Origin of the sequence: Leucobacter albus (assembly GCF_039528015.1) — a bacterium.
GTDB classification, from domain to species: Bacteria; Actinomycetota; Actinomycetes; order Actinomycetales; family Microbacteriaceae; genus Leucobacter; species Leucobacter albus.
The window spans coordinates 297,934-319,877 of record NZ_BAAAKZ010000010.1; the positions used below are offsets into that span (position 1 = coordinate 297,934).

Annotated in this window: 21 protein-coding genes; 9 read left to right on the forward strand and 12 right to left on the reverse strand. The window is 69.0% G+C overall.

Going from position 1 to position 21,944, the window contains the following annotated elements; all coding sequences use genetic code 11:
* Positions 1–7: 7 nt before the first annotated feature.
* Positions 8–904 (forward strand): NUDIX domain-containing protein, encoded by an 897-nt coding sequence (locus ABD115_RS12460; RefSeq protein ID WP_343961290.1) that lies wholly within the window; start codon positions 8–10, stop codon positions 902–904.
* 321 nt (positions 905–1,225) lie between these two features.
* Here ABD115_RS12460 and ABD115_RS12465 read toward each other — a convergent pair whose 3' ends face one another.
* The 5 genes from ABD115_RS12465 to ABD115_RS12485 form a co-directional block, all read right to left on the reverse strand.
* Complete coding sequence (locus tag ABD115_RS12465) at positions 1,226–2,935, reverse strand: thiamine pyrophosphate-dependent enzyme (RefSeq protein ID WP_343961292.1); 1,710 nt, start codon at positions 2,933–2,935, stop codon at positions 1,226–1,228.
* A gap of 20 nt (positions 2,936–2,955) precedes the next feature.
* On the reverse strand, positions 2,956–3,993 hold the full coding sequence (locus ABD115_RS12470) for a 2-hydroxyacid dehydrogenase (RefSeq protein ID WP_343961294.1): 1,038 nt from the start codon (positions 3,991–3,993) through the stop codon (positions 2,956–2,958).
* Between the two features lie 18 nt (positions 3,994–4,011).
* Positions 4,012–5,409 (reverse strand): NAD(P)/FAD-dependent oxidoreductase, encoded by a 1,398-nt coding sequence (locus tag ABD115_RS12475; protein ID WP_343961296.1) that lies wholly within the window; start codon positions 5,407–5,409, stop codon positions 4,012–4,014.
* A gap of 89 nt (positions 5,410–5,498) precedes the next feature.
* Entirely contained in the window at positions 5,499–6,509 is a 1,011-nt protein-coding gene (gene dctP / locus ABD115_RS12480; RefSeq protein ID WP_343961298.1) for a TRAP transporter substrate-binding protein DctP, read from the reverse strand.
* Between the two features lie 129 nt (positions 6,510–6,638).
* Positions 6,639–9,518 carry an aminotransferase gene (locus tag ABD115_RS12485; RefSeq protein ID WP_343961300.1) on the reverse strand — a complete coding sequence of 960 codons (2,880 nt, stop codon included), beginning with the start codon at positions 9,516–9,518 and terminating at the stop codon, positions 6,639–6,641.
* Between the two features lie 108 nt (positions 9,519–9,626).
* Here ABD115_RS12485 and ABD115_RS12490 point away from each other — a divergent pair, with 108 nt between their 5' ends.
* The 5 genes from ABD115_RS12490 to ABD115_RS12510 all read left to right on the forward strand — a co-directional run bounded on the left by ABD115_RS12490 (position 9,627) and on the right by ABD115_RS12510 (position 14,611).
* Positions 9,627–10,097: an Lrp/AsnC family transcriptional regulator gene (locus tag ABD115_RS12490; protein WP_343961302.1), complete on the forward strand. Its 471-nt coding sequence runs from the start codon at positions 9,627–9,629 to the stop codon at positions 10,095–10,097.
* A gap of 122 nt (positions 10,098–10,219) precedes the next feature.
* On the forward strand, positions 10,220–10,822 hold the full coding sequence (locus ABD115_RS12495) for a TRAP transporter small permease (protein ID WP_343961304.1): 603 nt from the start codon (positions 10,220–10,222) through the stop codon (positions 10,820–10,822).
* Between the two features lie 3 nt (positions 10,823–10,825).
* Positions 10,826–12,103 carry a TRAP transporter large permease gene (locus tag ABD115_RS12500; RefSeq protein WP_343961306.1) on the forward strand — a complete coding sequence of 426 codons (1,278 nt, stop codon included), beginning with the start codon at positions 10,826–10,828 and terminating at the stop codon, positions 12,101–12,103.
* Positions 12,104–12,123: 20 nt separating this feature from the next.
* Positions 12,124–13,119 carry a hydroxyacid dehydrogenase gene (locus tag ABD115_RS12505; protein ID WP_343961308.1) on the forward strand — a complete coding sequence of 332 codons (996 nt, stop codon included), beginning with the start codon at positions 12,124–12,126 and terminating at the stop codon, positions 13,117–13,119.
* Positions 13,120–13,165: 46 nt separating this feature from the next.
* Complete coding sequence (locus ABD115_RS12510) at positions 13,166–14,611, forward strand: aldehyde dehydrogenase family protein (protein WP_343961310.1); 1,446 nt, start codon at positions 13,166–13,168, stop codon at positions 14,609–14,611.
* A gap of 166 nt (positions 14,612–14,777) precedes the next feature.
* Here ABD115_RS12510 and rraA read toward each other — a convergent pair whose 3' ends face one another.
* Positions 14,778–15,248 (reverse strand): ribonuclease E activity regulator RraA, encoded by a 471-nt coding sequence (rraA, locus tag ABD115_RS12515; RefSeq protein WP_343961312.1) that lies wholly within the window; start codon positions 15,246–15,248, stop codon positions 14,778–14,780.
* 170 nt (positions 15,249–15,418) lie between these two features.
* On the opposite strand from rraA, the gene ABD115_RS12520 reads away from it, so the two are divergent.
* From ABD115_RS12520 to ABD115_RS12530, 3 genes are all read left to right on the forward strand, one after another.
* Positions 15,419–16,033, forward strand: coding sequence for a TetR/AcrR family transcriptional regulator (locus ABD115_RS12520; protein ID WP_343961315.1), 615 nt, complete (start codon positions 15,419–15,421; stop codon positions 16,031–16,033).
* Positions 16,030–17,598: an MFS transporter gene (locus ABD115_RS12525; protein ID WP_343961317.1), complete on the forward strand. Its 1,569-nt coding sequence runs from the start codon at positions 16,030–16,032 to the stop codon at positions 17,596–17,598. The genes ABD115_RS12520 and ABD115_RS12525 overlap by 4 nt, the downstream gene beginning before the upstream one ends.
* A gap of 115 nt (positions 17,599–17,713) precedes the next feature.
* Positions 17,714–18,148 (forward strand): DUF4190 domain-containing protein, encoded by a 435-nt coding sequence (locus tag ABD115_RS12530; protein WP_343961318.1) that lies wholly within the window; start codon positions 17,714–17,716, stop codon positions 18,146–18,148.
* 25 nt (positions 18,149–18,173) lie between these two features.
* On the opposite strand, the gene ABD115_RS12535 is transcribed toward ABD115_RS12530, so the two are convergent.
* The 6 genes from ABD115_RS12535 to ABD115_RS12560 are packed head-to-tail and all read right to left on the reverse strand — an operon-like array spanning position 18,174 to position 21,896.
* Positions 18,174–19,100 (reverse strand): DUF817 domain-containing protein, encoded by a 927-nt coding sequence (locus ABD115_RS12535; RefSeq protein ID WP_343961320.1) that lies wholly within the window; start codon positions 19,098–19,100, stop codon positions 18,174–18,176.
* Positions 19,093–19,590, reverse strand: a complete 498-nt coding sequence (locus ABD115_RS12540; protein WP_343961322.1) for a hypothetical protein — start codon at positions 19,588–19,590, stop codon at positions 19,093–19,095. The genes ABD115_RS12535 and ABD115_RS12540 overlap by 8 nt, the downstream gene beginning before the upstream one ends.
* Entirely contained in the window at positions 19,578–19,865 is a 288-nt protein-coding gene (locus ABD115_RS12545; RefSeq protein WP_343961324.1) for a WXG100 family type VII secretion target, read from the reverse strand. The genes ABD115_RS12540 and ABD115_RS12545 overlap by 13 nt, the downstream gene beginning before the upstream one ends.
* Positions 19,856–20,170, reverse strand: a complete 315-nt coding sequence (locus tag ABD115_RS12550; RefSeq protein ID WP_343961326.1) for a hypothetical protein — start codon at positions 20,168–20,170, stop codon at positions 19,856–19,858. The genes ABD115_RS12545 and ABD115_RS12550 overlap by 10 nt, the downstream gene beginning before the upstream one ends.
* The gene (locus tag ABD115_RS12555; RefSeq protein WP_343961329.1) at positions 20,167–21,303 is read right to left on the reverse strand and encodes a WXG100 family type VII secretion target; all 1,137 of its coding nucleotides are present in this window, start codon (positions 21,301–21,303) and stop codon (positions 20,167–20,169) included. The genes ABD115_RS12550 and ABD115_RS12555 overlap by 4 nt, the downstream gene beginning before the upstream one ends.
* On the reverse strand, positions 21,300–21,896 hold the full coding sequence (locus tag ABD115_RS12560) for a hypothetical protein (protein WP_343961332.1): 597 nt from the start codon (positions 21,894–21,896) through the stop codon (positions 21,300–21,302). Before ABD115_RS12560 ends, ABD115_RS12555 begins: the two co-directional genes overlap by 4 nt.
* Positions 21,897–21,944 lie beyond the last annotated feature (48 nt).

Consider the following 21,944-nt stretch of genomic DNA (forward strand, 5'->3'; position numbering starts at 1 on the left):
GGGAGATATGAGCGACCTTCGAGACCCCGGTGACGCATGGGTGACGGCCGCCGACGGCAACCGCTACTGGGGCAGGTTCGGCGCGGCCGGGTTGCTCGCCTACGACCGCGGGCTCGACGCGATTCTCATGCAGCACCGCGTCAGCTGGAGCGACCACGGCAACACGTGGGGCATTCCCGGCGGGGCGCTGAACCAGGGCGAGGCGGCGATCGCGGGGGCGATTCGCGAGTCGCAAGAGGAGGCCGGGGTGCCCGACGACGCGGTAATTCCGCGCTACACGCACGTGTTGGATCGCGGCGGCTGGACCTACACCACCGTCATAGCCGAGGTCCAGGCCCCGTTTACGCCCGAAATCACCGACCCCGAGAGCCACGCGCTCGAGTGGGTGCCCGTCGACGCCGTGACCGAGAAGCCCCTGCACCCGGCCTTTGCAACCTCGTGGGAGCTGCTGCGCTCGATCGTGCGGCGCAGGCCGACGATCATCGTCGACGCCGCGAATGTCGTTGGCACCGTGCCAGACGGGTGGTGGAAAGACCGCAAGGGCTCGACCGAGAGGCTGCGCGACCGCATCGAGGCGCACGCGCTGTCTGGCATCGGGGTGCGGCCGGCGTTCATGCGCATGCCCGCTGAGCTGCACGGCGGGCTCGTGTTCCCAGACTGGGTGTTCATCACCGAGAGCACCGCCCGCGGCATCAGCCCGACGGGCAATGTGCGGGTCGTCGATGCGGAGCACTCCGGCGACGATGCGATCGTTGCCGAGGCGCAGGCCCTAGCCGCCAGCGGTGGGCTCTGCGTCGTCGTCACGAGCGATGCCGAGCTGCGGGTGCGCTGCGCCGCTGTTGGCGTCGACGCCGCGCGCGGGTCGAAGAAGCTGCTCGAGCTGCTGGAGCGCGGGGAGCAGTAGGGGTTGGGCCCCTGGGCCTTGGGGTTTGGGGCTGTGGTTGCTGGGGCCTGCACCCGCTCGGCAAACAGCACAAGATAGGGCAGAAACCCCAAATTCCTTGCGATCTTGTGCAGATCACCCCGGCTTCTGCAGATTGCGCCGGGGCGCAGCCCGCCGGGCCAAGCAGCCCCTGCCCGCCAGCGGCCTGCACAAGACAGGCAAACAGCACAAGATAGGGCAGAAACCCCAAATTCCTTGCGGTCTCGTGCAGATCACCCAGGCTTCTGCAGATCGCAGGGAGGGCAGGGCGGGCTGGGCCCCCACCCCCGAGCCGCTAGCCCCCTAACCCTGGAGCTCGTCGAGGCGCACGGAGGGCGTCGAGCGCTGCGGATCCACCATGACCTCGATCACCGCAGCCTCACCGCGCGCGCTCGCCTCGCGGTACACCCGCATGAACTCCTCGGCATCGGTCACGCGCTCGGCGGTGAACCCGAAGGCCTGCGCGAGCAGCACGAAATCGGGGTTCTCGAACGACGTTGCGCTCACCCGGCCGGGGTAGCGCCGCTCCTGGTGCAGCCTGATGGTGCCGTAGATGCCGTTGTTCACGATCACGACGATCGCGGGCACCCCCGAGCTCTTGAGCACGCCCATCTCAGTCATGGCCATGCTGAAGCAGCCGTCGCCAGCGAACACGACGACGGGGCGCTCGGGGTGCACGAGGCCGCCCGCGATGCCAGCCGGCAGGCCGAATCCCATCGCGCCGCTCGCCGGCGCGAGCTGCGTGCCGTAGCGGCGGTACTTCACGAACTGGTGCACCCACACCGCGTAGTTGCCCGCGCCGTTGGCCACGATCGTGTCGGCCGGCAGCTCGTCTGCGAGCTCGGTCATGATGGCCGAGAGCACGTCGTCGGCCTGCTGCGGCGGGGTCGCACGGGCAACCTCCTCGGCGCGCAGCGCGGTGAGCCAGGCGCGGCGCGCGGCCGGGTCTGAGGCAGCGGTGTCGCCAGCCGCAGCGCCGGCTGCGGGTACGGCGGGATCGCCCTCGGGAGCGGAGCCAGCCCCCAGCATCGCCCGGAAAAACTCGATGGGGGTCGCCTGCACGGCAACGCTCGCCTGCAGGTAGCGATCCACATCCATCTCGCTCGCGGCGACGTGCAGCAGCGTGCGGCCCGGGCGCGGCCCGAGAATCTCGTATCCCTTCGTTTCGGCATCGCCGATGTGCCCGCCGACGGCGAGAATCACGTCGGCCTGCTCGAGCCTGGCGGCGAGCGTCGCGTCGGTGCCGAGCCCGACGTGGCCGCAGTACACGGCGGCGGTGTTGTCGATGTAATCCTGGCAGCGGAAGGCCGCGAGGGTCGGCAGTTCGTACTGCTCCGCGAAGGCACGGGCCGCGTCGGCGGTCTCCTGCGACCAGGTGCTGCGCCCGAGCAGCACGAGCGGGCGCTCGGCGGCGGCCAGCCTGTCGCGAATCGCGGCGACAGCGGCGGGCGTCGGCGCGGCACTGAGCTGCTCGATGCGCGGCACGTCAGGCACGCTGGCGACCTCGGCGAGCACATCTTCGGGCATCTCGATCACAACGGGGCCCGGGCGCCCGCCCTCGGCGATGCGGAACGCGCGCGCCATGGTCTCGGGGATGCGCTCGACGGTGTCGAGCGACACCACCCACTTCGCGACCGAACCGAACACCTCGTGGTAATTCATCTCTTGAAACCCACCGCGCTCGCGGTCGCGCAGCGCGACCTGTCCGATGAGCAGCAGCATCGGCACTGCGTCTTGCTCGGCGGTGTGCACCGCAATCGCCGCGTGCATCGCGCCCGGCCCGCGGGTCACCATCGCAACGCCGGCGCGGCCGGTGAGCTTGCCGACGGCGACGGCCATGTTGCCTGCCCCGGCCTCGTGCCGGCAGACGTCGACCTCAATCGGAGCCTCGCGCAGCGCGTCGAGCACGGGCAGGTAGCTCTCTCCCGGCACGCAGCTCACGCGGGTGACACCCTGCTCTGCGAGGGTGTCGACGAGGAGTTCGCCGCCGCTGCGGGGGGTCTGCGATGTCATGGTGGTCCCTTCGTTGGAGCTCATGGCGTGGTGGGTGATGCGTCGAGCCCGGCGATGGCGTTCGCGACTCCGCGCCGCAGCAACTCGGCCTCGGCGTCGGCAGTGGCGTAGCCGATGTGCGGGGTTGCGACGACGCGCGGGTGGGCAACGATGGCGTGTTCTGGGGCGACCGGCTCAACCGCGAACACATCGGTCGCATAGCCGCCGAGCGCTCCGCTCTCGAGCGCAGCGAGTACCGCGGCCTCGTCGACGAGGGCGCCCCTGGCGGTGTTCACGAGCAGCGCGCCGGGGCGCAGCTTCGCGAGCGCGGCCGCGTCGATGAACCCTGTCGTTTCGGGGGTGAGCGCGAGGTGCAGGCTCACGACGTCGCTCGTTTCGAGCACCTCTACGAGCTCGGCGCTGCGCGCTGGGCCCGAAACCCGGCCGCTGCGGGTCCACGCGAGCACCTCCATGCCGAACGCGGTGCCGAGCTCGGCGACGCGCTGGCCAATGCCGCCGTACCCGATGAGGCCAAGTCGCTTTCCTGCCAGCTGCATGCCCGTTTCGGGCTGCCAATTGCCGGCTCGCAGCTCGCGGTTGCGCGCGACGGTGCCGCGAGCGAGGGCGAGCAGCAGCCCGAGCGTGTGCTCGGCGACGGCGTCGTTGGAGTAGCCAGAGACCGTGCGCACGTCGATGCCGCGCTCCTCGGCGAGGGCAAGATCGAGGTGGTCGGCGGCGCCGGTGCCGAGAAACGACACGACGCGCAGCCGACCCGCCGCGTCGAGCGCGTGGTCAGGTAGCTTCCAGTTCAAGATAATCGCGTCGGCGTCGGCGACGAGCTCGGCCCAGGCCGCGGGCGTGCCCGGCTCGCCGACGTGCACGCGCAACGCGATACCGGCGGGCGCCTGGTCGGCGAAGCAGCGGCGAAACGCCGCGGCGTCTGCCTCGCTCTCTGCGTCGGGAATCACGATGAGCAGGTCGCCGGCGGGGCGGGCGGCGGCGTGCGCCAGCGACACGGTGCCCTCAGTCCGCAACCCATTGGCCTGGCCCTGCGAAGCGGCGTCAGTTGTCGAAGTCATACTGCGAACCTAGCCCGACTAGCTGCGCCCGGCGATGACGTTCGCCGCCCGCGCGAGAATCGAGGTCTTCGCGCTGCCGGAGCGATCTTCGAGCCTGTCGGCGAGGTTGTAGACGCTGTACATGCCGCGGAGCGCCACCCACCGGAGCGGTTCTGGCTCCCACTTGCGAATCTGGCCCCCGACCCAGGGCATGCGAGTGAGCGCCGTGTCTTCGCCGAGAATGAGGTCGCGCATCGTGCGGCCCGCGAGGTTCGTGCTCGTCACCCCGTCGCCGACGTAGCCACCGGCGACGGCGAGGCCGCTGGCCCGGTCGAGCGTCACGGTCGCCGACCAGTTGCGCGGAATACCGAGAATGCCCGTCCAGGTGTGGTCGATGGGGTGCTCTGCGAGCATCGGGAAGAGTTTGTGCAGCGCCTCGACGAGCGCGCGCTCGGAGGCGGCCAGCGTGGCACCGCGGTCGTCCCAGCCAGACCCCCACAGGTACGGTACGCCTGGCCCGCCGAGGGCGATTCGGTCGTCTGCGGTGCGGTGAATGTAGCTGAAGAAGTGGCCGGCGTCGCGCACCATGACGTTCGTGTCCCACCCGATCGCGGCGTGCTGCTCGGGAGTGAGCGGCGCGGTGACGAGCATGCTCGACAGCTTCGGCAGCCAGTCGCGCGCGTGCCCCTTCACCGAGTTTGTGTAGCCCTCGGTGCCGCGCACCACGAACTCAGCGGTGACCCTGTGGCCGCGCTCGGTGACGGCCGTGTGCGGCAGAATCTCTGCCACCGACGTGTGCTCAAAGATGCGCACGCCCATGCGCTCGACGGTTTCGGCGAGCCCCGCCGCGAGTTTCGCCGGCTGCACCCTGGCGCAGTGCGGCGAGAACAGCCCGCCGACGGCGTTCGACAGCTTCGCGTGTTCGTTCGCGCCGTCGCGGTCGAGCATCACGAGGTCGTCGGGGCCGAAGCCCCACTTCGCGCCCCCCTCGAACTCCTCGCGAAGCCTGGCGAGCTGGGCGGGGTTGCGTGCGATCGCGACCTCGCCCTCGTGGGCGATATCGGCGTCAATGCCCTCGCGCGCTGCGACGTCGACGATCTCGCCGATGGTGTCGAAGAGCTCGCGCTGAAACTCGCGCACCGCTTGCACACCGTGCGCTTTGGCGTAGCGGCTGTGCTGGCCTGGCAGGCCGTACGAGATCCACCCGCCGTTGCGGCTCGAGGCACCGAACCCGGCGACCTCGCGCTCGATGATCGCGATGTCGAGGTCGGGCCTCGCCTGCTTGAGGTAGTAGGCGACCCAGAGGTTCGTGTAGCCAGCCCCGACGAGTGCGACGTCGACGGTGAGATCGCGCTCGAGCCGCTCCCGCGGCGCCCGCGGTGGAACCTGCGAGAACCAGTACGACACCTCACCATTGACTGCGGCGGTGACACTCATCAAATTCCTGCTTTCTGTTCGGCGCTGGCCCGTGGGCCAGGCACCGGGGTGCCGGGTGCGGCGGGCGCTCGCCCGCCGCCCCAGCCGGTTTACATGCCTGCTGCGCTGCGCACGCTGTCGAGGAGACCCGCTGGGTAGCTGTCGTAGTACGACTTGGTCTGCTCGCGGTAGGCCTTGAGGTTCGCCTCGGTGATGGTCACCCCGGCGTCTTCGAGGGCCTGGAGCGTGTCGCTCTCGATCGAGGCGTTCTCGGCGGTCGAGTCGATGCCGCCCTGGGCGAACTCCTCAACGAGAATCTGCTGCTGCTCTTCGGTGAGTGCGTCAAACGCCGCGGTGCCCATAGCGAAGCCGAGGAACAGCTGGAAGTGGTGGGTCATGGTCAGCTGGTTCGCTGCCTCGCCCCACTTCTGGTCGAGCATCGAGTTGATGTCGTTCTCGGCCGCGTCGACGACGCCCTGCTGCAGGGCGCTGTAGACCTCGGTGTAGTCGACCGTTGTCGGCACAGCGCCGAGCAGCTCGGTCGTGCGGGTGAACGAGTCGATGGGCGGCACGCGCAGCTTCACTCCCCCGAGGTCTGCCGGCTCGGGGTAGGCCGCCTTGCCGAGAATGTTTCGGGTGCCGAGGAAGTAGTTCAGCGCGAGCACGCGCACGCCGCCCTCTTCGGCGAGCGCGTCGTTCATCTTGGCGAACTCGTCAGACTCGTGGAAGGTCTGCGCCTGGTCGGTGTTTTCGAACAGGAACGGGCCCGCGAGAATATCGAGGTTGCTGTTGGGTGCGAGCGCTGAGAGCTCTGCCGCGTCGGTGTAGCCGATGAGCGGCTCGCCCGACGCCGACTGCTGCAGCGTGTCTGCCGAGGTGCCCAGCTGGCCGTCGGGGTAGATTTCGAGCTCGAGCGAGCCGCCCGAGCGCTCCTTGATGCGCTCGGCAACTGCCTCGAGCGTCTTGTGCGTGATGCTCGACGAGGCCTCGACGTGCGACACCGAGATGGTGGTCACCGCCCCCGAGTCACCCGCGTCGCCGCCCGCATTCGTCGAGCAGCCAGCGAGCGCGAGCCCCACAACGGCGGCAATGCCCGCCGCGGCAATTTTACGTTTGATCACCTTTGATACCTCCGGTCTGTCTCCACAGAATTGGCGCCGTGGGAAATTCATTTTCATCATCGAAATACCTTTTCGAACTGGCGCACAATCACCATACAACACTTTTTGGTGATGATTTATCACAATTCGTCACAAGTTCAGCGATTCCACTTCGCTCATCACACGGTCGAGCGCCGCCACGAACACGTCGGCCTGCGCGATCGTCAGCGTCATGGGCGGCTTCACCTTCAGCACGTTCTGCCGCTCGGAGGTCGCCTGCATGATGACGCCGTGGGCGAGCAGCCGCTCGCACACCTCGCGCGTCGCCTCGGTTGCTGGCTCGAGCGTCGCGCGGTCGCGCACGAGCTCGACGCCGAGGTAGAGCCCTGAGCCGTGCACCTCACCGAGCATCGGGTGGCGCTCGCCGAGCCGCCGCAGCTTCTCGATGAGGTGCTCCCCCACCACGCGGGCGTTCTCTTGCAGCCCCTCGTCGCGAATCACGTCGAGCACCGCGAGGCCTGCTGCCATGCTCGCGGGCGCCCCGCCCGACGACGAGAAGAACATTCCCTCCTCGCGCAGCGCGTCGACGATCTCACGCTTCGTAATCACGGCCCCGAGCGGGAAGGCGTTGCCTGCCGCCTTCGCGACGGTGATGATGTCGGGCACAGCGCCCGCGAGCTCAGAGCCCCAGAAGTGGCTCCCGAGCCTGCCATAGCCCACCTGCACCTCGTCGGCGATCGCAACGCCGCCGGCCTCGCGAATGGCAGCGTACGCCCCGGCGAGGTAGCCCGCCGGCGGAATCACTCCGCCGGCGTTGCCGAGCACGGGCTCCGAGATAAACGCGGCTGGCGCGCGGCCGGCCGCCGCCAGCTCGGCGAGGCGCTCACGCAGCTCGGCGACGTAGCGCTCGGCGGCACCCTCACCCCGAAACCGCCCGCGATACTCGTTCGGTGCGCTCACGATGTCGACCCAGTCGGGCCGGGAGTCGGCGGCGTGCGGGTTGTCAAACGCCGAGGTGCTCACGGCGTCTGAGGCCATCGTCCAGCCGTGATACCCCTCGCGTGCGGCGACGATCATCTTGCGCCCGGTCGCCACCTGCGCGAGCCGCAGCGCGAGGTCGTTCGCCTCGGAGCCAGAGCTCACGGGAATGACGACGTCGAGTGCCGGGTCGGGTGAGTGTTCGAGCAGCCGCGACGTGAAGTCGGCGTAGAGCCCGTACAGAAAGCGCGAGTTCGTGTTCAGCAGGTTGAGCTGCCTGGCAACGCTGTCTGCGAGCCGCGGGTGCGAGTGGCCAATCGCGGTGACATTGTTCACCATGTCGAGGTAGGCCCGGCCGCGAGTCTCGATGAGCAGCGCGCCCCAGCCGCGCTCGATGCGCGGGGGCTCGGCGTAGTAACGCTCGCTCGCGCCGCCCATCGCGGCGTCGCGCCTGGTGCGCTCGCCGCGCAGTTCGAGTTCAGGATCCGCGACTGCGCAGACCCCAACGATCAGCGAGGGGTCGAGCGCACCGTCAGTCTCGTACTCCCCATCGAATGCCGCAAACGTCGGGTCGGGGGCCGCATCGCGCCAGCGCCGCGAGACCAGCACCGGCAGACCGGCTGGCACCCGCGCGATCACCTGACCCGCGCGCACCCGGCCGTTGGCGGCGAGCCTGGCTGCGCCGCTCAGGCGCAGCACGACGCCGAGATCGGCGAGTTCGAGCGCTTCGTCGTCGCCGCCGAGCTCGCCGGCGAAGGGGGCGACGAGCTCGGTGCCGGGCGCGGCCCACAGCTCGATCGCGCGGGAGCGGGCCGCGGCCGGTGCATCTGCCCGTGGCGACACCCGGCTGAGCCGCGCCTGCCCGAAGGGCGCGGCGACGACCGGCGCGGCCGCGAGCGCCTGTTCCGCGAGGCGCTGCTCGATGCCCGGCTCGAGCCAGGCTCCGCGATCGAGCAGCTCGCTCGCAACGCCGAGGTCGAGTGGCTGCGGTGACGCGCCCGCGAGCGGCGCGTACTGGGTGCCTGAGCGGTGCGGCAGGCCCGCGGCGAGCCGCAGCTGCGCCTCGGCCTCTGCCGGGTCGATTGCCGCAGCCCTGGCGAACACCTCCCACTCGTGTTCGAGCCGCTCCCTGGCGTAGTCGTTGCCCGGGTCGATGTCGAGCTGGCTCCAGCCACTCACCGCGAGCACGGCGCCGCGCAGCACGATGAGGGGCCAGAGCGCGGCGAGCTCTGGCTCGCTCAGCTCGGCCTCGGCGCAGAACCCGCGCACCACGCGACCCACCTGCGCGATGCTGCCGGTGCGGCCGAGCACGTCGGCGGCGGTGACGGCAAGCTCGGCGACGCGCCACGACATCGCCGCGTCGCCGAGATCGACGACCCACAGCGTTCCGGCGGCGTCGCACAGCACGTTGTCGGCGGTGATGTCGCCGTGAATAACCTGCCGCAGGAGCTTGTGCGACAGCGCGCTCACCGCGGCGTCGGCGCGGCGCGCTGCGGCGAGGCACTCGGCCCGGCGTTCCTCGGGAAGCGCGCCAGCCAGCTCCTCGATCACCGCGTTGGCCCGGCCAAGCTCCCACTGAATATCGCGATCGGCCGCGGGGTGTTCGATGCCGCGCAGCCCCGTCGCGGCCCGGCCGGCGAGCGTTCCGAGCTGCTCGGCGCGGAAGCCGCTGAGGCGCATCTCGTCGGCGAGCGGGCGCCCCTCGATCCACTGAAAGGCGCGCGCGACGACGGTCTCGGCGGCGGTCACCACGCGGGTGTCTGCCCCATCGAGCGAGGCGACAGCGGCGGGCGTCGCGACCCCCGCCGCGGCGATGGCCCCACCGACGAGCGCCTGAAACTCACGCGTCGCGTCGTCGGTTGCGGCGTTGTCGATTTTCAGCAGAATGCCGTCGCCGGTCTCGCCGCGCACCGCGAAATTGCGGTCCTGCTGGCTCCCGACCTCGATCGCGTGGCCGCGAACACCGAAGCAGCGCTCGGCGATTTCGCCGGCGGCCCCCTCGGTCACTCCCGGGCGCGCCAAAAGCCAAGCTCGGCTGATACTCTCAGTCATTACAACCCCATTCGATGTCGCGTGGAACACTCAAAGCCTCTGAGAAATCACCCTACATCACAAAATTATCCAAAATAGTCATTTTTCATCACAGCAAGGCGATAGAGCGTGATCGACGTAAACCCCGAGCCCAACGACATCGATGACATTGACCGGAAGCTGCTCTCCGCGCTGCAGCGCGATGGCCGCTGCGGCTACGCCGAGCTCGGCGAGCTCGTCGGCCTCACCGCCGGGGGTGCGCGCCGCCGGGTCATGCGGCTCGAGGAGCGCGGCATCATTCAGATCGTTGGCGTCACCGACCCGCTGAAGCTCGGCTACCGCAGCATGGCAATGGTTGGCATCGTCGCCCAGGGCGATGTCGAGGAGATCGCCGCCGCGCTCAACGACCTGCAAAACGTCGTCTACGTGGTCATCGCCGCCGGTCAGTACGACCTGCTCGTCGAGGTGATCGCAGAAGATCAGGCCGCGATGTTTGAGGCGATCAACCACCAGGTGCGCAAGGTTCCCGGGGTGCTCAGGCTCGAAACCTTCCCGTACTACTCGATTCGCACGCACCGCTTCGGCTGGGGCGCCCTCTAAGACGGGGCAAAATGCTTATTCGTTACAGAACATCGCCCGCAGAGTGATGAATTGTGACTAAGATGGGTGCCTGACGTATCGGTGTCGCATCAGTGCGACCTGCCGAGTGCAAAGGAGCATCCGTGCAAACAGTAGCCGCAAGACCGGCGCCCCGCTGGCTCAGGGGCACCCTCACCACCGTTGAAGAGTGGGTTCCGGCCGCCCTCATGGGCGTCATGGCAGTCGCCATCACCGCCGACGTCATCATGCGATACGTCTTCAACCACCCGCTCGCGTGGGCCGGCCCGCTCTCGATGTTCTGCATGGTGTGGATGGTCTACCTCGGTTCGGCCGCGATCAGCCGCCGCGGCGCGCACATCTGCCTCGACTTTCTCTCTGGCAAGCTCGGTCACCGCGGCCGCGCCCTCATCGACCTCTTCGTCGAGGCCGTGACGCTCTTCGTGCTCGGCACCATCTGCGTCGCGACGGTCATCTACCTCGAGAAGGCGCGCTTCCTCATCATGCCGGGCATCGGCGTCTCAAAGAAGTACATCACCGTCGCGGCCCTCGTCGGGCTCGGCCTCATGGTGATCCACTCCGCCGTGCACGCAACCCGCGCAGTCGCCGGCCTGCGCAACCCCGCCTACGAGCGGGTCAATATTCCGGTCGAAGAGGTCGAACTCGACGACTTCGACACCCGCTTCGTCAACGTCGTCAGCGACGAGCTCACCGGAAAGCAGGGCTAGTCAATGCTGCTTCTCATTCTCTTCGTCGTGTTACTCGCGCTGCTTGCGCTGCGCGTTCCCGTCTACCTGTCGCTACTCAGCGTCTCGCTCATCTACGTCTTCGTCGATGGGCGCGCGATGTCGCTCGTGGTGCAGCGCCTCACGAGCGGGCTCGAGTCGTTCCCGCTCGTCGCCGTGCCCCTTTTCGTGCTCGCCGGCAGCATCATGGCCGGCGGCGGGCTCGCCGAGCGGCTCATGAGCTTCGCCGGCACCCTCGTCGGCCACTTCAAGGGCGGGCTCGCGCAGGTCAACGTGCTCAACAGCCTGATGATCGGCGGCATGAGCGGCTCGGCGCAGGCAGACGCGGCGATCGATTCGAAGGTGCTCGTGCCTATCATGCGCCGCGAGGGCTACAGCAACGCCTACGCCTCGGCGCTCACCGCGGCCTCGAGCTCGATCTCACCCATTCTGCCTCCGTCGATCGGCCTGATTCTCTACGGCGTGCTCGCCGATGTCTCGGTCGGGGCCCTGTTCATGGGCGGCGTGCTCCCGGCGCTCCTCATCGCGGTCGTGCTCAGCGTTGCCGTGCGCATTCTCGCCGAGCGCCTGAACCACCCGCGCGCCCGCGACACCCGCGCGTCGTTCCGCGAGATCATGCGCGGTTTCCGCGCCTCGTTCTCGGCGCTGCTCATGCCCGTGTTGCTGCTCGTTGGGCTCCGCATCGGCGTCTTCACCCCGACCGAGCTCAGCGCGATCGCCGTGATCTACGCGCTGCTCGTGTCGATCTTCGTGTACAAGCAGATGACCTGGCGCGACATTCCGAAGGTGCTCAAAGACGCCGCGCTCACCAGCGCGATGCTCATGCTCATCATCGCGGCGGCCGCCGTGTTCAGCATTGTCGTCGCCTACGAGCGCGTGCCGCAGCAGCTGAGCGAGTTGCTCGGTGTTGTCGGCGACAACCCGATCCTCTTCCTGCTGCTCGTGAACGTCATTCTGCTGCTGCTCGGCGCGGTCATCGACGCGATGAGCCTGATGATCATCATGACGCCAATGCTCGCCCCGCTGGCAGCCGGCCTCGGCATCGACCCCGTGCAGTTCGGCGTGATGGTCGTGCTCAACGTCACGATCGGCTCGATCACTCCCCCGGTCGGCAGCACGCTCTTCACGGTGAGCGCGATCACCGGAGCGAAGATCGGCGAAATCACGCGCGCCTTCATGCCGTTCTTCCTCGCGCTCATCATCGTGCTGCTGCTCGTGAGCTACGTGCCGGCCGTGACGACGTTCCTTCCCAGCATTCTGTAACCACGCAACCCGGAGATTCCGTGCCTATCATCACCCTGCTCGAGTCCATTCACCCCGCCGGTGTCGCTGCGCTCAGCGAGGCCTGCGAGCTTCGTCAGCTCACCGGCCCCGACGACCCGGGGCTCGCCGCCGCGCTCGCAGATTCCGACGCGATCATCGTGCGCAGCACCCAGATCGGCGCCGCAATTCTCGACCACGGCCCCGGTCTTCGCGTCATCGGCCGCCACGGCGCCGGCACCGACAACATCGACAGGCAGCTGGCCGAGGCGCGCGGCATTCGCATCGTCAACACCCCGCGCAGCAACACCGAGTCGGTCGGCGAATACACGATCGCGGCGATCATGCAGCTGTTCAAGCGCTTCGCCGAGGTCGAGCGGGCCCTACGCGGCGGCAGCTTCACCGCCGCCGGCGGGTCGCTGCCCGGCCAGGTCGACAGGCTCGGGCTGATCGGCCGCGAGCTCGCTGGCGCGCACCTCGGGCTAGTTGGCGCCGGCGCGATCGGTCAATCGGTCGCGCGGCGGGCGCTCGCGCTCGGCATGCGGGTGTCGGCGGTGGATCCGTGGGCGGATCCCGAGGCACTGCGCTCCCTCGGCATCACCCCGGTTGCCGACCTCGAGACGCTGCTGCCAACGGTCGATGCCCTCAGCCTGCACGTACCGGGCGACCCGGAGCGCGGGCCGCTCATCGGTGAGCGCGAGTTCGCGCTGCTGCGCCCCGACGCGGTGCTCGTGAACGCGGCGCGCGGCGGGCTCGTCGACGAAGCGGCCCTCGCCAGCGCGCTCACCGAGGGCAGGCTCGCAGGCGCCGCCGTCGACGTGTTCTCGCCCGAGCCGCCCGACCCCGAGGCCCCGCTGTTCTCAGCCCCCAACCTCATGCTCACCCCGCACATGGCGGCGATGACCGCCGAGGCGCTCGAGCGCATGGCCGTCGACGTCGCGCGGTTCACGCTCGAGGCGCTTAGCGCGGGCCCCGCCGCTGGCCCCGCGGCCGCTGGCGCCGCCGCCGCTGGCTCCTAGCCCGCCGTACCCCACCGACCAGCTACGAACTAGAGGAGACCGCACCGTGTCAGCTCGCCCCCTGCTCATCGACGGCGCCTGGGTTTCAGGCGCCGACGTCACGCTCAACGAAAACCCCAGCGACCTCGACTCCCCGCTCGGAGAGTACGCGATGGCCTCGCTCGAGCAGACCGACGCGGCAGTTCACGCGGCAGCGGCGGCGGCGCCGGGCTGGGCCCGCACGAGCCCTGCCGCGCGGGCCGACGTGCTCGAGGCGGTCGCGTCTGAGCTGCTCGCCAGGCGCGAAGAACTCGGCGCGCAGCTCGCGAGCGAAGAGGGCAAGACCCGCGCCGAGGGCATCGGCGAGGTCACCCGCGCAGCGCAGACCTTCCGTTACTACGCGAACCACCTGTTCACCCCGCAGGGCGAGGTGCTCGCGTCGCGACGGGCAGACACCGCGATTCACACCCGGCTGAAGCCCGTCGGCGTCGTCGGCGTGATCGCGCCCTGGAATTTTCCGCTCGCCGTGCCGAGCTGGAAGATCGCCCCCGCCCTCGCCGCTGGCAACACGGTTGTCTTCAAACCGGCCGAAGCCGTGCCGGCCTCGGCCTGGTCGCTCGCCGAGATCATCGCGAACGCGGGGGCACCGGCCGGCGTCTTCAACCTCGTGACCGGGCGCGGCAGCGTTGTCGGCGAGCGCTTCGCGACTCACCCCGACGTCGCGGCGGTGAGCTTCACCGGGTCAACAAAGGTTGGCAGGCACCTGCTTGCCACGGCTCACGCGGCGGGCTCCAAGCGCATTCAGGCCGAGATGGGCGGCAAGAACCCTCTCATCGTCGCGGCCGACGCCGACATCGAGCTCGCGGTGCGGGTCGCCGTCGATTCGTGCTTCGGCGCAACCGGGCAGCGCTGCACCGCCAGCAGCCGCATCATCGTCGACCGCGCGGTACACGACGAGTTCGTGGCCAGCATGGCGGCCGCCACCGCCGCGCTGCGGGTGGGGCACGCCCTCGCCCCCGAGACGCAGATGGGGCCCGTCGCGACCCGAGCGCAGCTCGACACCGATCTCGCCGCGATCGAGCTCGGGCTCACCGAGGGGGCGACGCTCGTCACCGGCGGCGCGCAGCTCGAGCGCGACACCCGCGGGTACTACCTCGAACCGACGCTGTTCGCCGGCGGCACGAGCGCGATGCGCCTGAACCAAGACGAGATCTTTGGCCCGGTCGCCTGCGTCATCGAGGCCGGCGACCTCGACGAGGCGATCGCGGTCGCGAACGACGTACCCTACGGGCTCTCCGCCGGCATCGTCACGCGCTCGCTGGCCGTGAGCGAGCGGTTTCAGGCCGGGGTGCGCGCCGGGCTCGTCTCGGTCAACGCATCGCCCGCGGTGTCTGAGCTGCACGCCCCGTTCGGCGGTGTCGGCGCGTCGAGTTACGGGCCGCGCGAGCAGGGCACCCGCGCGTTCGATTTCTACACCACGACGAGCACGCACTTCGTGTCATTCGGCGAGTAAGTAGACACGGCGCGCGCCGGAGGCCCTGCCCCCACCCGGCAAACTGCACGAGATAGGTCAGCAACCCCAAAATCCTTGCGGTCTTGTGCAGATCACCCTCGGTTCTGCAGATCGGCCAGGGGCGCAACCTGCTCGGCCGAGCGGCCCCTGCCGGCCGGGGCCCACCCTACCGCTCGACGAGGATCCCGTCGGCGTCGCACCACACGGTCGCGCCCGGGGTAAACGTGACCCCGCCGAAGGTCACGGGCACGTCGGCCTCGCCGGCCCCGGTTTTCGTAGACTTCGCGGGGTTCGACCCGAGCGCCTTCACCCCGAGCGGCAGCGTGCCGATCGCAACGCGGTCGCGAATCGCGCCGTGCACGATGAGCCCGGCCCAGCCGTTGTCGGCCCCGAGGCCGGCGATGATGTCGCCGACGAGCGCGGTCTCGAGCGAGCCGCCGCCGTCGATGACGAGCACGGCGCCTTCGCCCGGTGTCGACAGCATGCTTTTCAGCAGCGCGTTGTCTTGGAAGCACTTCACCGTGCGCACGGTGCCGCTGAAGCTGGTGTCGCCGCCGCAGTCTTTGAACTGCAGCGAAACCGACTGGAGCTCGGAGCCCCGCTCGTCGTAGAGATCTGCGGTGCTGATGGTATCCATCTGGCCTGGCCTCATTCCTCGGTAGTGAGCCCGGCCGCCCGAAGAGACGCGCACAGCCGGTTGCGGCGACATCGCCGCCGACCCCCACGCTACCGCGACGCGGAGTTGCGTCGCTACGGCAATGTAATGTACAAATGTACATGTACATAAGTACAGAAACGGAGGCCGCGATGACCACCGAGCCCCTCGCCCCCGGCAAACGCGACCCAGAGGCGCGCCGCCTGGCGATCTTGCGCGCCGCGGCAGAGATCATCGTGACCCGCGGGCCGGGCGCACTCACCCACCGCGCCGTGGCGAGCCAGGCTGGGGTAGCCCTCGGATCCACCACGCAGTATTTCGCGTCGATCGACGAACTCCGCGAGGCCGCCTTCGTGGTGCTGGCAGAAGAGGTCGACGCCTCGCTCGCCTCGTTCGCGCCGCACCTGCCCACCATGCTCGCCGACCCGGCTGGCGTGATCGACGAGGTGCTGAACTACCTCAACGACGCCCGCGCGGTCAGTGCCGACATCGCCCTCCTCTCGAGCGCGACGACCGAGCCGCGGCTGCTCGAGCTCGCGCTGCGCTGGACAGACAAGCTCATCGACATGCTCTCCGCGCACATCGGGCACGACCGCGCCGAGGCCGTCGCAACGTACATCGACGGCGCGACCATTCAGGCCGGGCTGCGACCCGAGTCGGTCACCCGCGAGGGCGTCACCCTCGCGCTCACCTCACTCGCGGGCATTCACACTTCATCTCACCCCACCAGCACGACTGGCCACCCACCCGAAAAGTCTGACGCATGACACACACATCGAACCTGCCCGAGAACTCCACAACCGCCGCTCCGCAGCAGGCCCCAATCAGCCGCGCCCGCCGCTGGGGCGCGCTCGCCGTGCTCACCGCGAGCCTGCTCGTCATCACGATGGACATGACGATCTTGAACATCGCGCTGCCGCAGATGGCGGCCGAGCTGCACCCGACGTCGACCCAGCAGCTGTGGATCATCGACGTGTACTCGCTCGTGCTCGCCGGCCTGCTCGTGTCGTTCGCTGCGATAGCCGATCGCTGGGGCCGCAAACGCATGCTCATGCTCGGCTACACGCTGTTCGGAGTTGCCTCGCTGTTCGTGCTCATCGCCTCGAGCGCCGAGCACGTGATCTTGATTCGCGCGCTGCTCGGCATCGGCGGCGCGATGATCATGCCGACGACGCTCTCGCTCATTCGCGTGACGTTCACCGACCCGCGCGAGCGCGCAACGGCGCTGAGCATCTGGGCCGCCGTCGCGGGGCTCGGAGCCGCGGTCGGGCCCCTCATCGGCGGGCTGCTGCTCGAGCACTTCTCGTGGCACGCCGCGTTCCTGGTGAACGTGCCGCTCATGCTCGCCGCGGTCATCGCGGGCATCCTCGTGCTCCCGGAGTCGCGCGTCGCGAACCCGGGGCGCTGGGACTTCATGGCCGCAATCCTGTCGTTCGCCGGCATGACGCTTGTGATCTGGGCGATCAAGACGTTTGCAGCAGAGTCGAGTTTCCTCGTGCCGAGCGCGCTCGCGGCGTTCGCGGTGGGCGCTGCGCTGCTCGCCTGGTTCATCGTGCGCTGCCTGCGCAGCGATGCGCCGCTGCTCGAGCTCCACCTGTTCAGAAACCGGCCGTTCTCTGCCGGCATCATCGCCGCGCTCGGCTCGTCGTTCGCGATGGGCGCTGCGCTGCTGCTGCTCGCGCAGTGGATGCAGATCATCGACGGCGCCACCCCGATCGAAGCGGGCGTGCGACTCATTCCGGTCGCGGTGGCCGGCGCGATCGCGTCGCTCGCAGCCCCTCACGTTGCCAGGCTCATCGGCGCCCGCGCGGTGCTCGCAGGCGGCGTCGCGCTCGCCGGCATCGGCATGCTCGCGATCGGGCTGCAGCCGGGCACGCTCTCGTACACGACGGTGCTCATCGCGCTCACGCTCGTGGGCTTCGGCACGGGCTCGCTCGCGATCGGGTCTGCGATGATCATGCACGGCACCCCCGTCGAGAAGGCAGGCAGCGCCGGCGCGATCGAGGAGACCTCGTACGAGCTCGGGGCCGTGCTCGGCGTCGCCATTCTCGGCTCGATCGCCGCGATTCTCTACCGCGCCGGCCTCGCGGGTAACCCGCTCATCGCGGGGCTCGGCACAGACGCGGCCAAGCAGACGAACGACTCCCTCGGGGCTGCCGCGGCGATCGCCGAGGAGCTGCGGCTGCCAGAGCTGCTGGAGACGGCGAGCGCCGCCTTCACCGACTCGATGCAGGCCACCGGCATCGTCGGCGGTCTCACCATGCTCGCGATCGCGGCAACGGTGTTCTTCCTCACCCCTAAGGGCACAGACGTCTCTGAGGTAGCACACTAAGGGTCGACAGGTACCTGGGTACCAGCCGGAGCGGTACCGGGGCAGGACGCGCGCCCCGGTGCCGCGCCGTACGCTGGAGTTATTCAGCTAGCGTACGGAAGAAAGGAACGTCACTATGACCACCGACGCACTCACAGGGCAGCTCACTGGGCCGGTCGCAGGGCCGGTCGCGCAGGTGGATCCCGGCGCGTCACAGCCGCCGGCGGTGCCGGGCTACCACCCTCCGACGGCTCAGAGTTCTTACCCGCAGGCTCCCCACTACGCCGCGCCGACCGAGCCGCAGCCCGGCGCCCACTCCTACGGCTTCGCGATCGCGAGCTTCGTCATCGGCATCGCATCGATCATCAGCGGGTGGACGCTCATCGCCCCGATCGTCGGCCTCATTCTCGGCATCATCGCCCTCCGGCGCTACACAGCCGAGCGCACCCTCGCGCTCTGGGGCGTGTGGCTCAACGGCGTGGTCCTCGCCTTCGCCGCCCTCGGCATCGTCGCGCTCATCGCTCTCACCTCGTTTGGGCTCTTCGCCGGCACCTTCGCCTTCGGGTTCTAGCCCCGCCGGTTGCGCCGCGGGGCGCTCACTCCCCGCGGCGCCGCACCCGCGACGCCGCACCCGCAGCGCCGCCGGCCTCGCCCGGCTCGCGTGGCGGGTACACCCACGTCACCATCACCACCGAGATGATCATCAGCAAGAACCACGCGATGAACTTCTGCGGCGACACGAGCTCCCAGCCGTCTGCTTGGTGCGGGTAGAGCCAGGCCCCGGCCCAGGTCGCGATGTTCTCGGCGACCCAGATGAACGCGGCGACGCCGGCGAACACGGCGAGCAGCGGCGCGCGCAGCGTCACCCGGTAGACCCTGAAGTGCATCTGCGTCGGCCACCACACGACGATAACCGCGGCCAAGAGCACCCAGCGCAGATCGACGATGAAGTGGTGCGAGAAGAAGTTCACGTAGATGAGCGCGGCGATCGCCGTGGTGAGCCAGCGCGCCGGGTAGCGCGAAAACCTGAGGTCGTGCAGCCGATACACCCGCACCATGTACGAGCCGACGGCGGCATACATGAAGCCGCTGAAGAGCGGCACCGCACCAATGCGCAGCACGCCCTCGCCCTCGTACGCCCACGAGCCGACATCGGTTTTGAACAGCTCCATCGCCGTGCCGGTGATGTGGAACAGCATGATGACCCACAGCTCGCGCCCCGTCTCGAGCCTGAACACGAGCAGCAAGATCTGAATCACAACCGCGGCGATCGTGAGCGCGTCGTTGCGCGCGAGCTCCCAGCTCTCTGGGTACCACAGCCGCGCGGCGACGAGCACCACGAGCAGCAGCGCGCCGAAGACGCACGCCCACGCCTGCTTGAGCACGAAGACGGCGCACTCGACGAGCACCGCCCGCGCCCCGCGCGCCGGTGCACCCGCGAGCACCCGGTTCGCGACGCGATCGAGCGCGCGCTCGAGCCGCGTCAGTTCGTGCGGTGGTTCGCCGGCCTTCGCCCTAGGCATCCGGTAGGCAGCGGAAGGTCGCCTCGATCGAGCCGCTGTGCTTCGGCACGCCGCTGAGATCAGGGTCGGCGCCGGGCTCGACACCCGCGAGATCGACGAGCGCGACACTGTCAGACTTCGCCGACACCACGTACTCGACCGAGCCGTCGTCTGCTGTGGTCGAGCGCACGTCGGCGCTGTCAGACTCGAAGTACAAGACCGATTTCTCGTCGAACAGGCCGACCTCGATCTGGCCCGGCTCGCCCTCGCTCACCGACAGCTGGTAAAACGGTTCGTCGGCGAACTGTAGCCCGAACGCGCCGCCGCCGGGAACGCACGCGATGTCTTTCGGCGTGAACGACTCTTTCACGGTGGATCCGTCGGCCTCGTACGTAATCGTGATCGCCGAACCGCCCTGGGCGCAGCCGGCGAGCAGCACCGCGCCGGCGCACGCACCGGCGGCGACCAGCAGCGTGCGCGCGAACCCGCGCCGGCCCCTCATCGCTGCCACACGCCGCTGCGCCGGCGGTCGAAGTCGGTGAGCGCTGTCGCAGAGGAGCGCGCCTCTGAGGAGGCGCTGGTGGCGAGGGCTCGCAGCGTGTTCAGCGAGGTCTGGGCGCGGTGCATTGCCCGCCCGAACGCGAGCCGCGCCTCGCCGTTCCACTGCGTCTGCAGCGTCGCCGTGCGAGCCTCGAGCTGGTCGAGGGTCGCCTGCATGAGCTTGAGCTCGCGCTCGATGCTCTCGATCGAGCCGTGCGTCGCAGCGCTCTTCACACTTATCGCCATCGCAGGCCTCCGTCTCGTGTGTCGTCTGGCTGTACGTCACCGCGAGCCTCGGGGCTCACCGGGAACAGGGTCGTGTCGAGCAGCGCCTCAGGGGGTTGCTCGCCGCGCAGCACGGCTTCGAGCGCGCGCTTCGCGGCGGGCGTGGTGTCAGGGTCGGTGCTCGCCTGCTGCAGCTCCCGCCTGAGCAGCTTCATAATCTCAGCGCTCGGCGGGATGGTCTCGAAGATGCGGTGCTCGCGGGCATCGGCCTCGCGGTCTTGCGACCGAAACATCGCCGCGATCTCGGCCTCATCGAAGTCTTTCACGAGGTCTCCGCCATCACCGGGACGTGCAGCTTCGAGGTGAAGTCGTCCATCGAAGTCGTGAGGCCCTGAATCACGCTCAGGCCCTGCTTGATGGTCTGCAGCTTCTGCACGTGGTCGTTGATCTTGCTCCAGAGCCGCCAGGCGTTGAGCATGGCTACCCCAGCAGCCGTCTTACTCAGTACCGCGGTCAGCGGGTTCTTGCCGCCCGCGGCGAGCGTCACCGCGGCGATGATCACCGAGTCGCGGAAGCCGTCAACGATGCCTGCCACGACCTCGGCGGCCTCTTTCACCGCGTCGCAGTACTCGTTCACCGCCGTGGCGGCCTTCGCCGCGCCGTCACGGGCGCCCGCAATGCCTGTGAGCATCTCGTCGAAGTAGGCGCTCGCGCTGTTCGCCGAGAGCCCCTGCCAGTACACGAGCACCGCGCCAACGTTCGAGGTCATCGCAGAGTGGGCGTCGCCGAGAAACGTCGAGGTGCCCTGCAAGCGCGCAGCGTGCGTTCGCAACGCGACCCAGTCGCCGCCGAAGCCGCTGAGCACCGTCTCGCGAAACGTCGTCGCGCCGATGTTCTCAAGCACCACCGAGACCCACTCCGAAGGGCTCGCCAGGTCGCCGGGCAGCAGTCGCTTCGTGAAATCCGAGGCGCCATCGAATGCGCCAGGGCCCGGGTCGAGGTAGAAGAGCGCGCCCCCGCCCCTGTTCGGTTCGTACATCGGCGCCTCGGGTGAGTCCCACCTGTCGTACTCGGGCGCGATCTTGCCCGCGCCGCCACCGTAGCCGCCGCCCGGGTTGGGGTCGTGTCCGTTGTATTCTGTCGGCGAGTACTTGTCGATGCGCGCGGCCTGCTCCATATCGATGGTGCGGCCCTCGCGCGCGACGTCGCGCAGCTCGGTAGCGACCCCTGCGAAGACGTTCTGCATGTGCGTGATCCACTTCAGCACGCCGGTGTGCATTTCGCTGTAGCGACCGATCGCATAGTTGAAGATCTCTGCGTTGTCTTCGGTGTACGGCACGATCTCTTTGAGCACGTCGTTCATGCCCTTGAAGGCAGACTGCCACTTCTCGAAACCGCCGGCCTGCTGCTCGAGCCCCGAGGGGAGCAGCCAGAAGTCGTTGGGGTTGCTTCCTGTCATGCTCCGCCCTCCGCGTTACAACTCATGACGAACGAGGCCGAGGCCGGCACAACCTCGAACCCCGAGAGATCGCTCTGCGACACTCGCGCGCCCCCGAGCGCGTCGGCCGGGGCGACCCAGGCGTCGCCGCTCGCGTCGTTTGCCCAGACGGTGTCGCCCGTCGCCGCCTCGGTGCGCACGACCTCGCCGGCGCCCTGAAAGCTCACGGCGAACTCGCCTGTCGCCCACGCCATGACGCTCGCTCGCTCGCCACCGTCTTTCGCTGCGCTCACGCCGGCGTCGGTGAGCGGATCGGTCGACGTGAACATGTGGCTCGGGCCTGCGTCGCAGAAGCTTCTGTCGGGCGTACCAGACACCGTGTGCTCGACGCCGTCGAGTTCGAAGGTGATCTCGACGAGCGGGGCGGGCCCGATCGCGGGCTCGGTGTCGGTCTTTGCTGAGCGCTCAGACTGCTCCGCTTCATCGCCCTGCCCACCCTGCCCGGGCGAGGCCGCGGCCCCGCCGCCGGCCTGTGGCGCGCACCCCATGAGAGCGAGCGCGCCGGCGCACACGAGCGCGATCGCCGAAGCTTTCGCTGAGGTTGTGTTGCTCATAGTGACACCAGTGTACTGACCGGGGCTTACGTAAAGGTGTGCTGTTTC

Excerpts from the sequence above, each read along its gene's own strand:
- ABD115_RS12460 (WP_343961290.1), top strand. The coding sequence starts at position 8 with ATGAGCGACCTTCGAGACCCCGGTGACGCATGGGTGACGGCCGCCGAC.
- ABD115_RS12465 (WP_343961292.1), bottom strand. The coding sequence starts at position 2,935 with ATGACATCGCAGACCCCCCGCAGCGGCGGCGAACTCCTCGTCGACACC.
- ABD115_RS12470 (WP_343961294.1), bottom strand. The coding sequence starts at position 3,993 with ATGACTTCGACAACTGACGCCGCTTCGCAGGGCCAGGCCAATGGGTTG.
- ABD115_RS12475 (WP_343961296.1), bottom strand. The coding sequence starts at position 5,409 with ATGAGTGTCACCGCCGCAGTCAATGGTGAGGTGTCGTACTGGTTCTCG.
- ABD115_RS12485 (WP_343961300.1), bottom strand. The coding sequence starts at position 9,518 with ATGACTGAGAGTATCAGCCGAGCTTGGCTTTTGGCGCGCCCGGGAGTG.
- ABD115_RS12500 (WP_343961306.1), top strand. The coding sequence starts at position 10,826 with ATGCTGCTTCTCATTCTCTTCGTCGTGTTACTCGCGCTGCTTGCGCTG.
- rraA (WP_343961312.1), bottom strand. The coding sequence starts at position 15,248 with ATGGATACCATCAGCACCGCAGATCTCTACGACGAGCGGGGCTCCGAG.
- ABD115_RS12520 (WP_343961315.1), top strand. The coding sequence starts at position 15,419 with ATGACCACCGAGCCCCTCGCCCCCGGCAAACGCGACCCAGAGGCGCGC.
- ABD115_RS12525 (WP_343961317.1), top strand. The coding sequence starts at position 16,030 with ATGACACACACATCGAACCTGCCCGAGAACTCCACAACCGCCGCTCCG.
- ABD115_RS12530 (WP_343961318.1), top strand. The coding sequence starts at position 17,714 with ATGACCACCGACGCACTCACAGGGCAGCTCACTGGGCCGGTCGCAGGG.
- ABD115_RS12535 (WP_343961320.1), bottom strand. The coding sequence starts at position 19,100 with ATGCCTAGGGCGAAGGCCGGCGAACCACCGCACGAACTGACGCGGCTC.
- ABD115_RS12545 (WP_343961324.1), bottom strand. The coding sequence starts at position 19,865 with ATGGCGATAAGTGTGAAGAGCGCTGCGACGCACGGCTCGATCGAGAGC.
- ABD115_RS12555 (WP_343961329.1), bottom strand. The coding sequence starts at position 21,303 with ATGACAGGAAGCAACCCCAACGACTTCTGGCTGCTCCCCTCGGGGCTC.
- ABD115_RS12560 (WP_343961332.1), bottom strand. The coding sequence starts at position 21,896 with ATGAGCAACACAACCTCAGCGAAAGCTTCGGCGATCGCGCTCGTGTGC.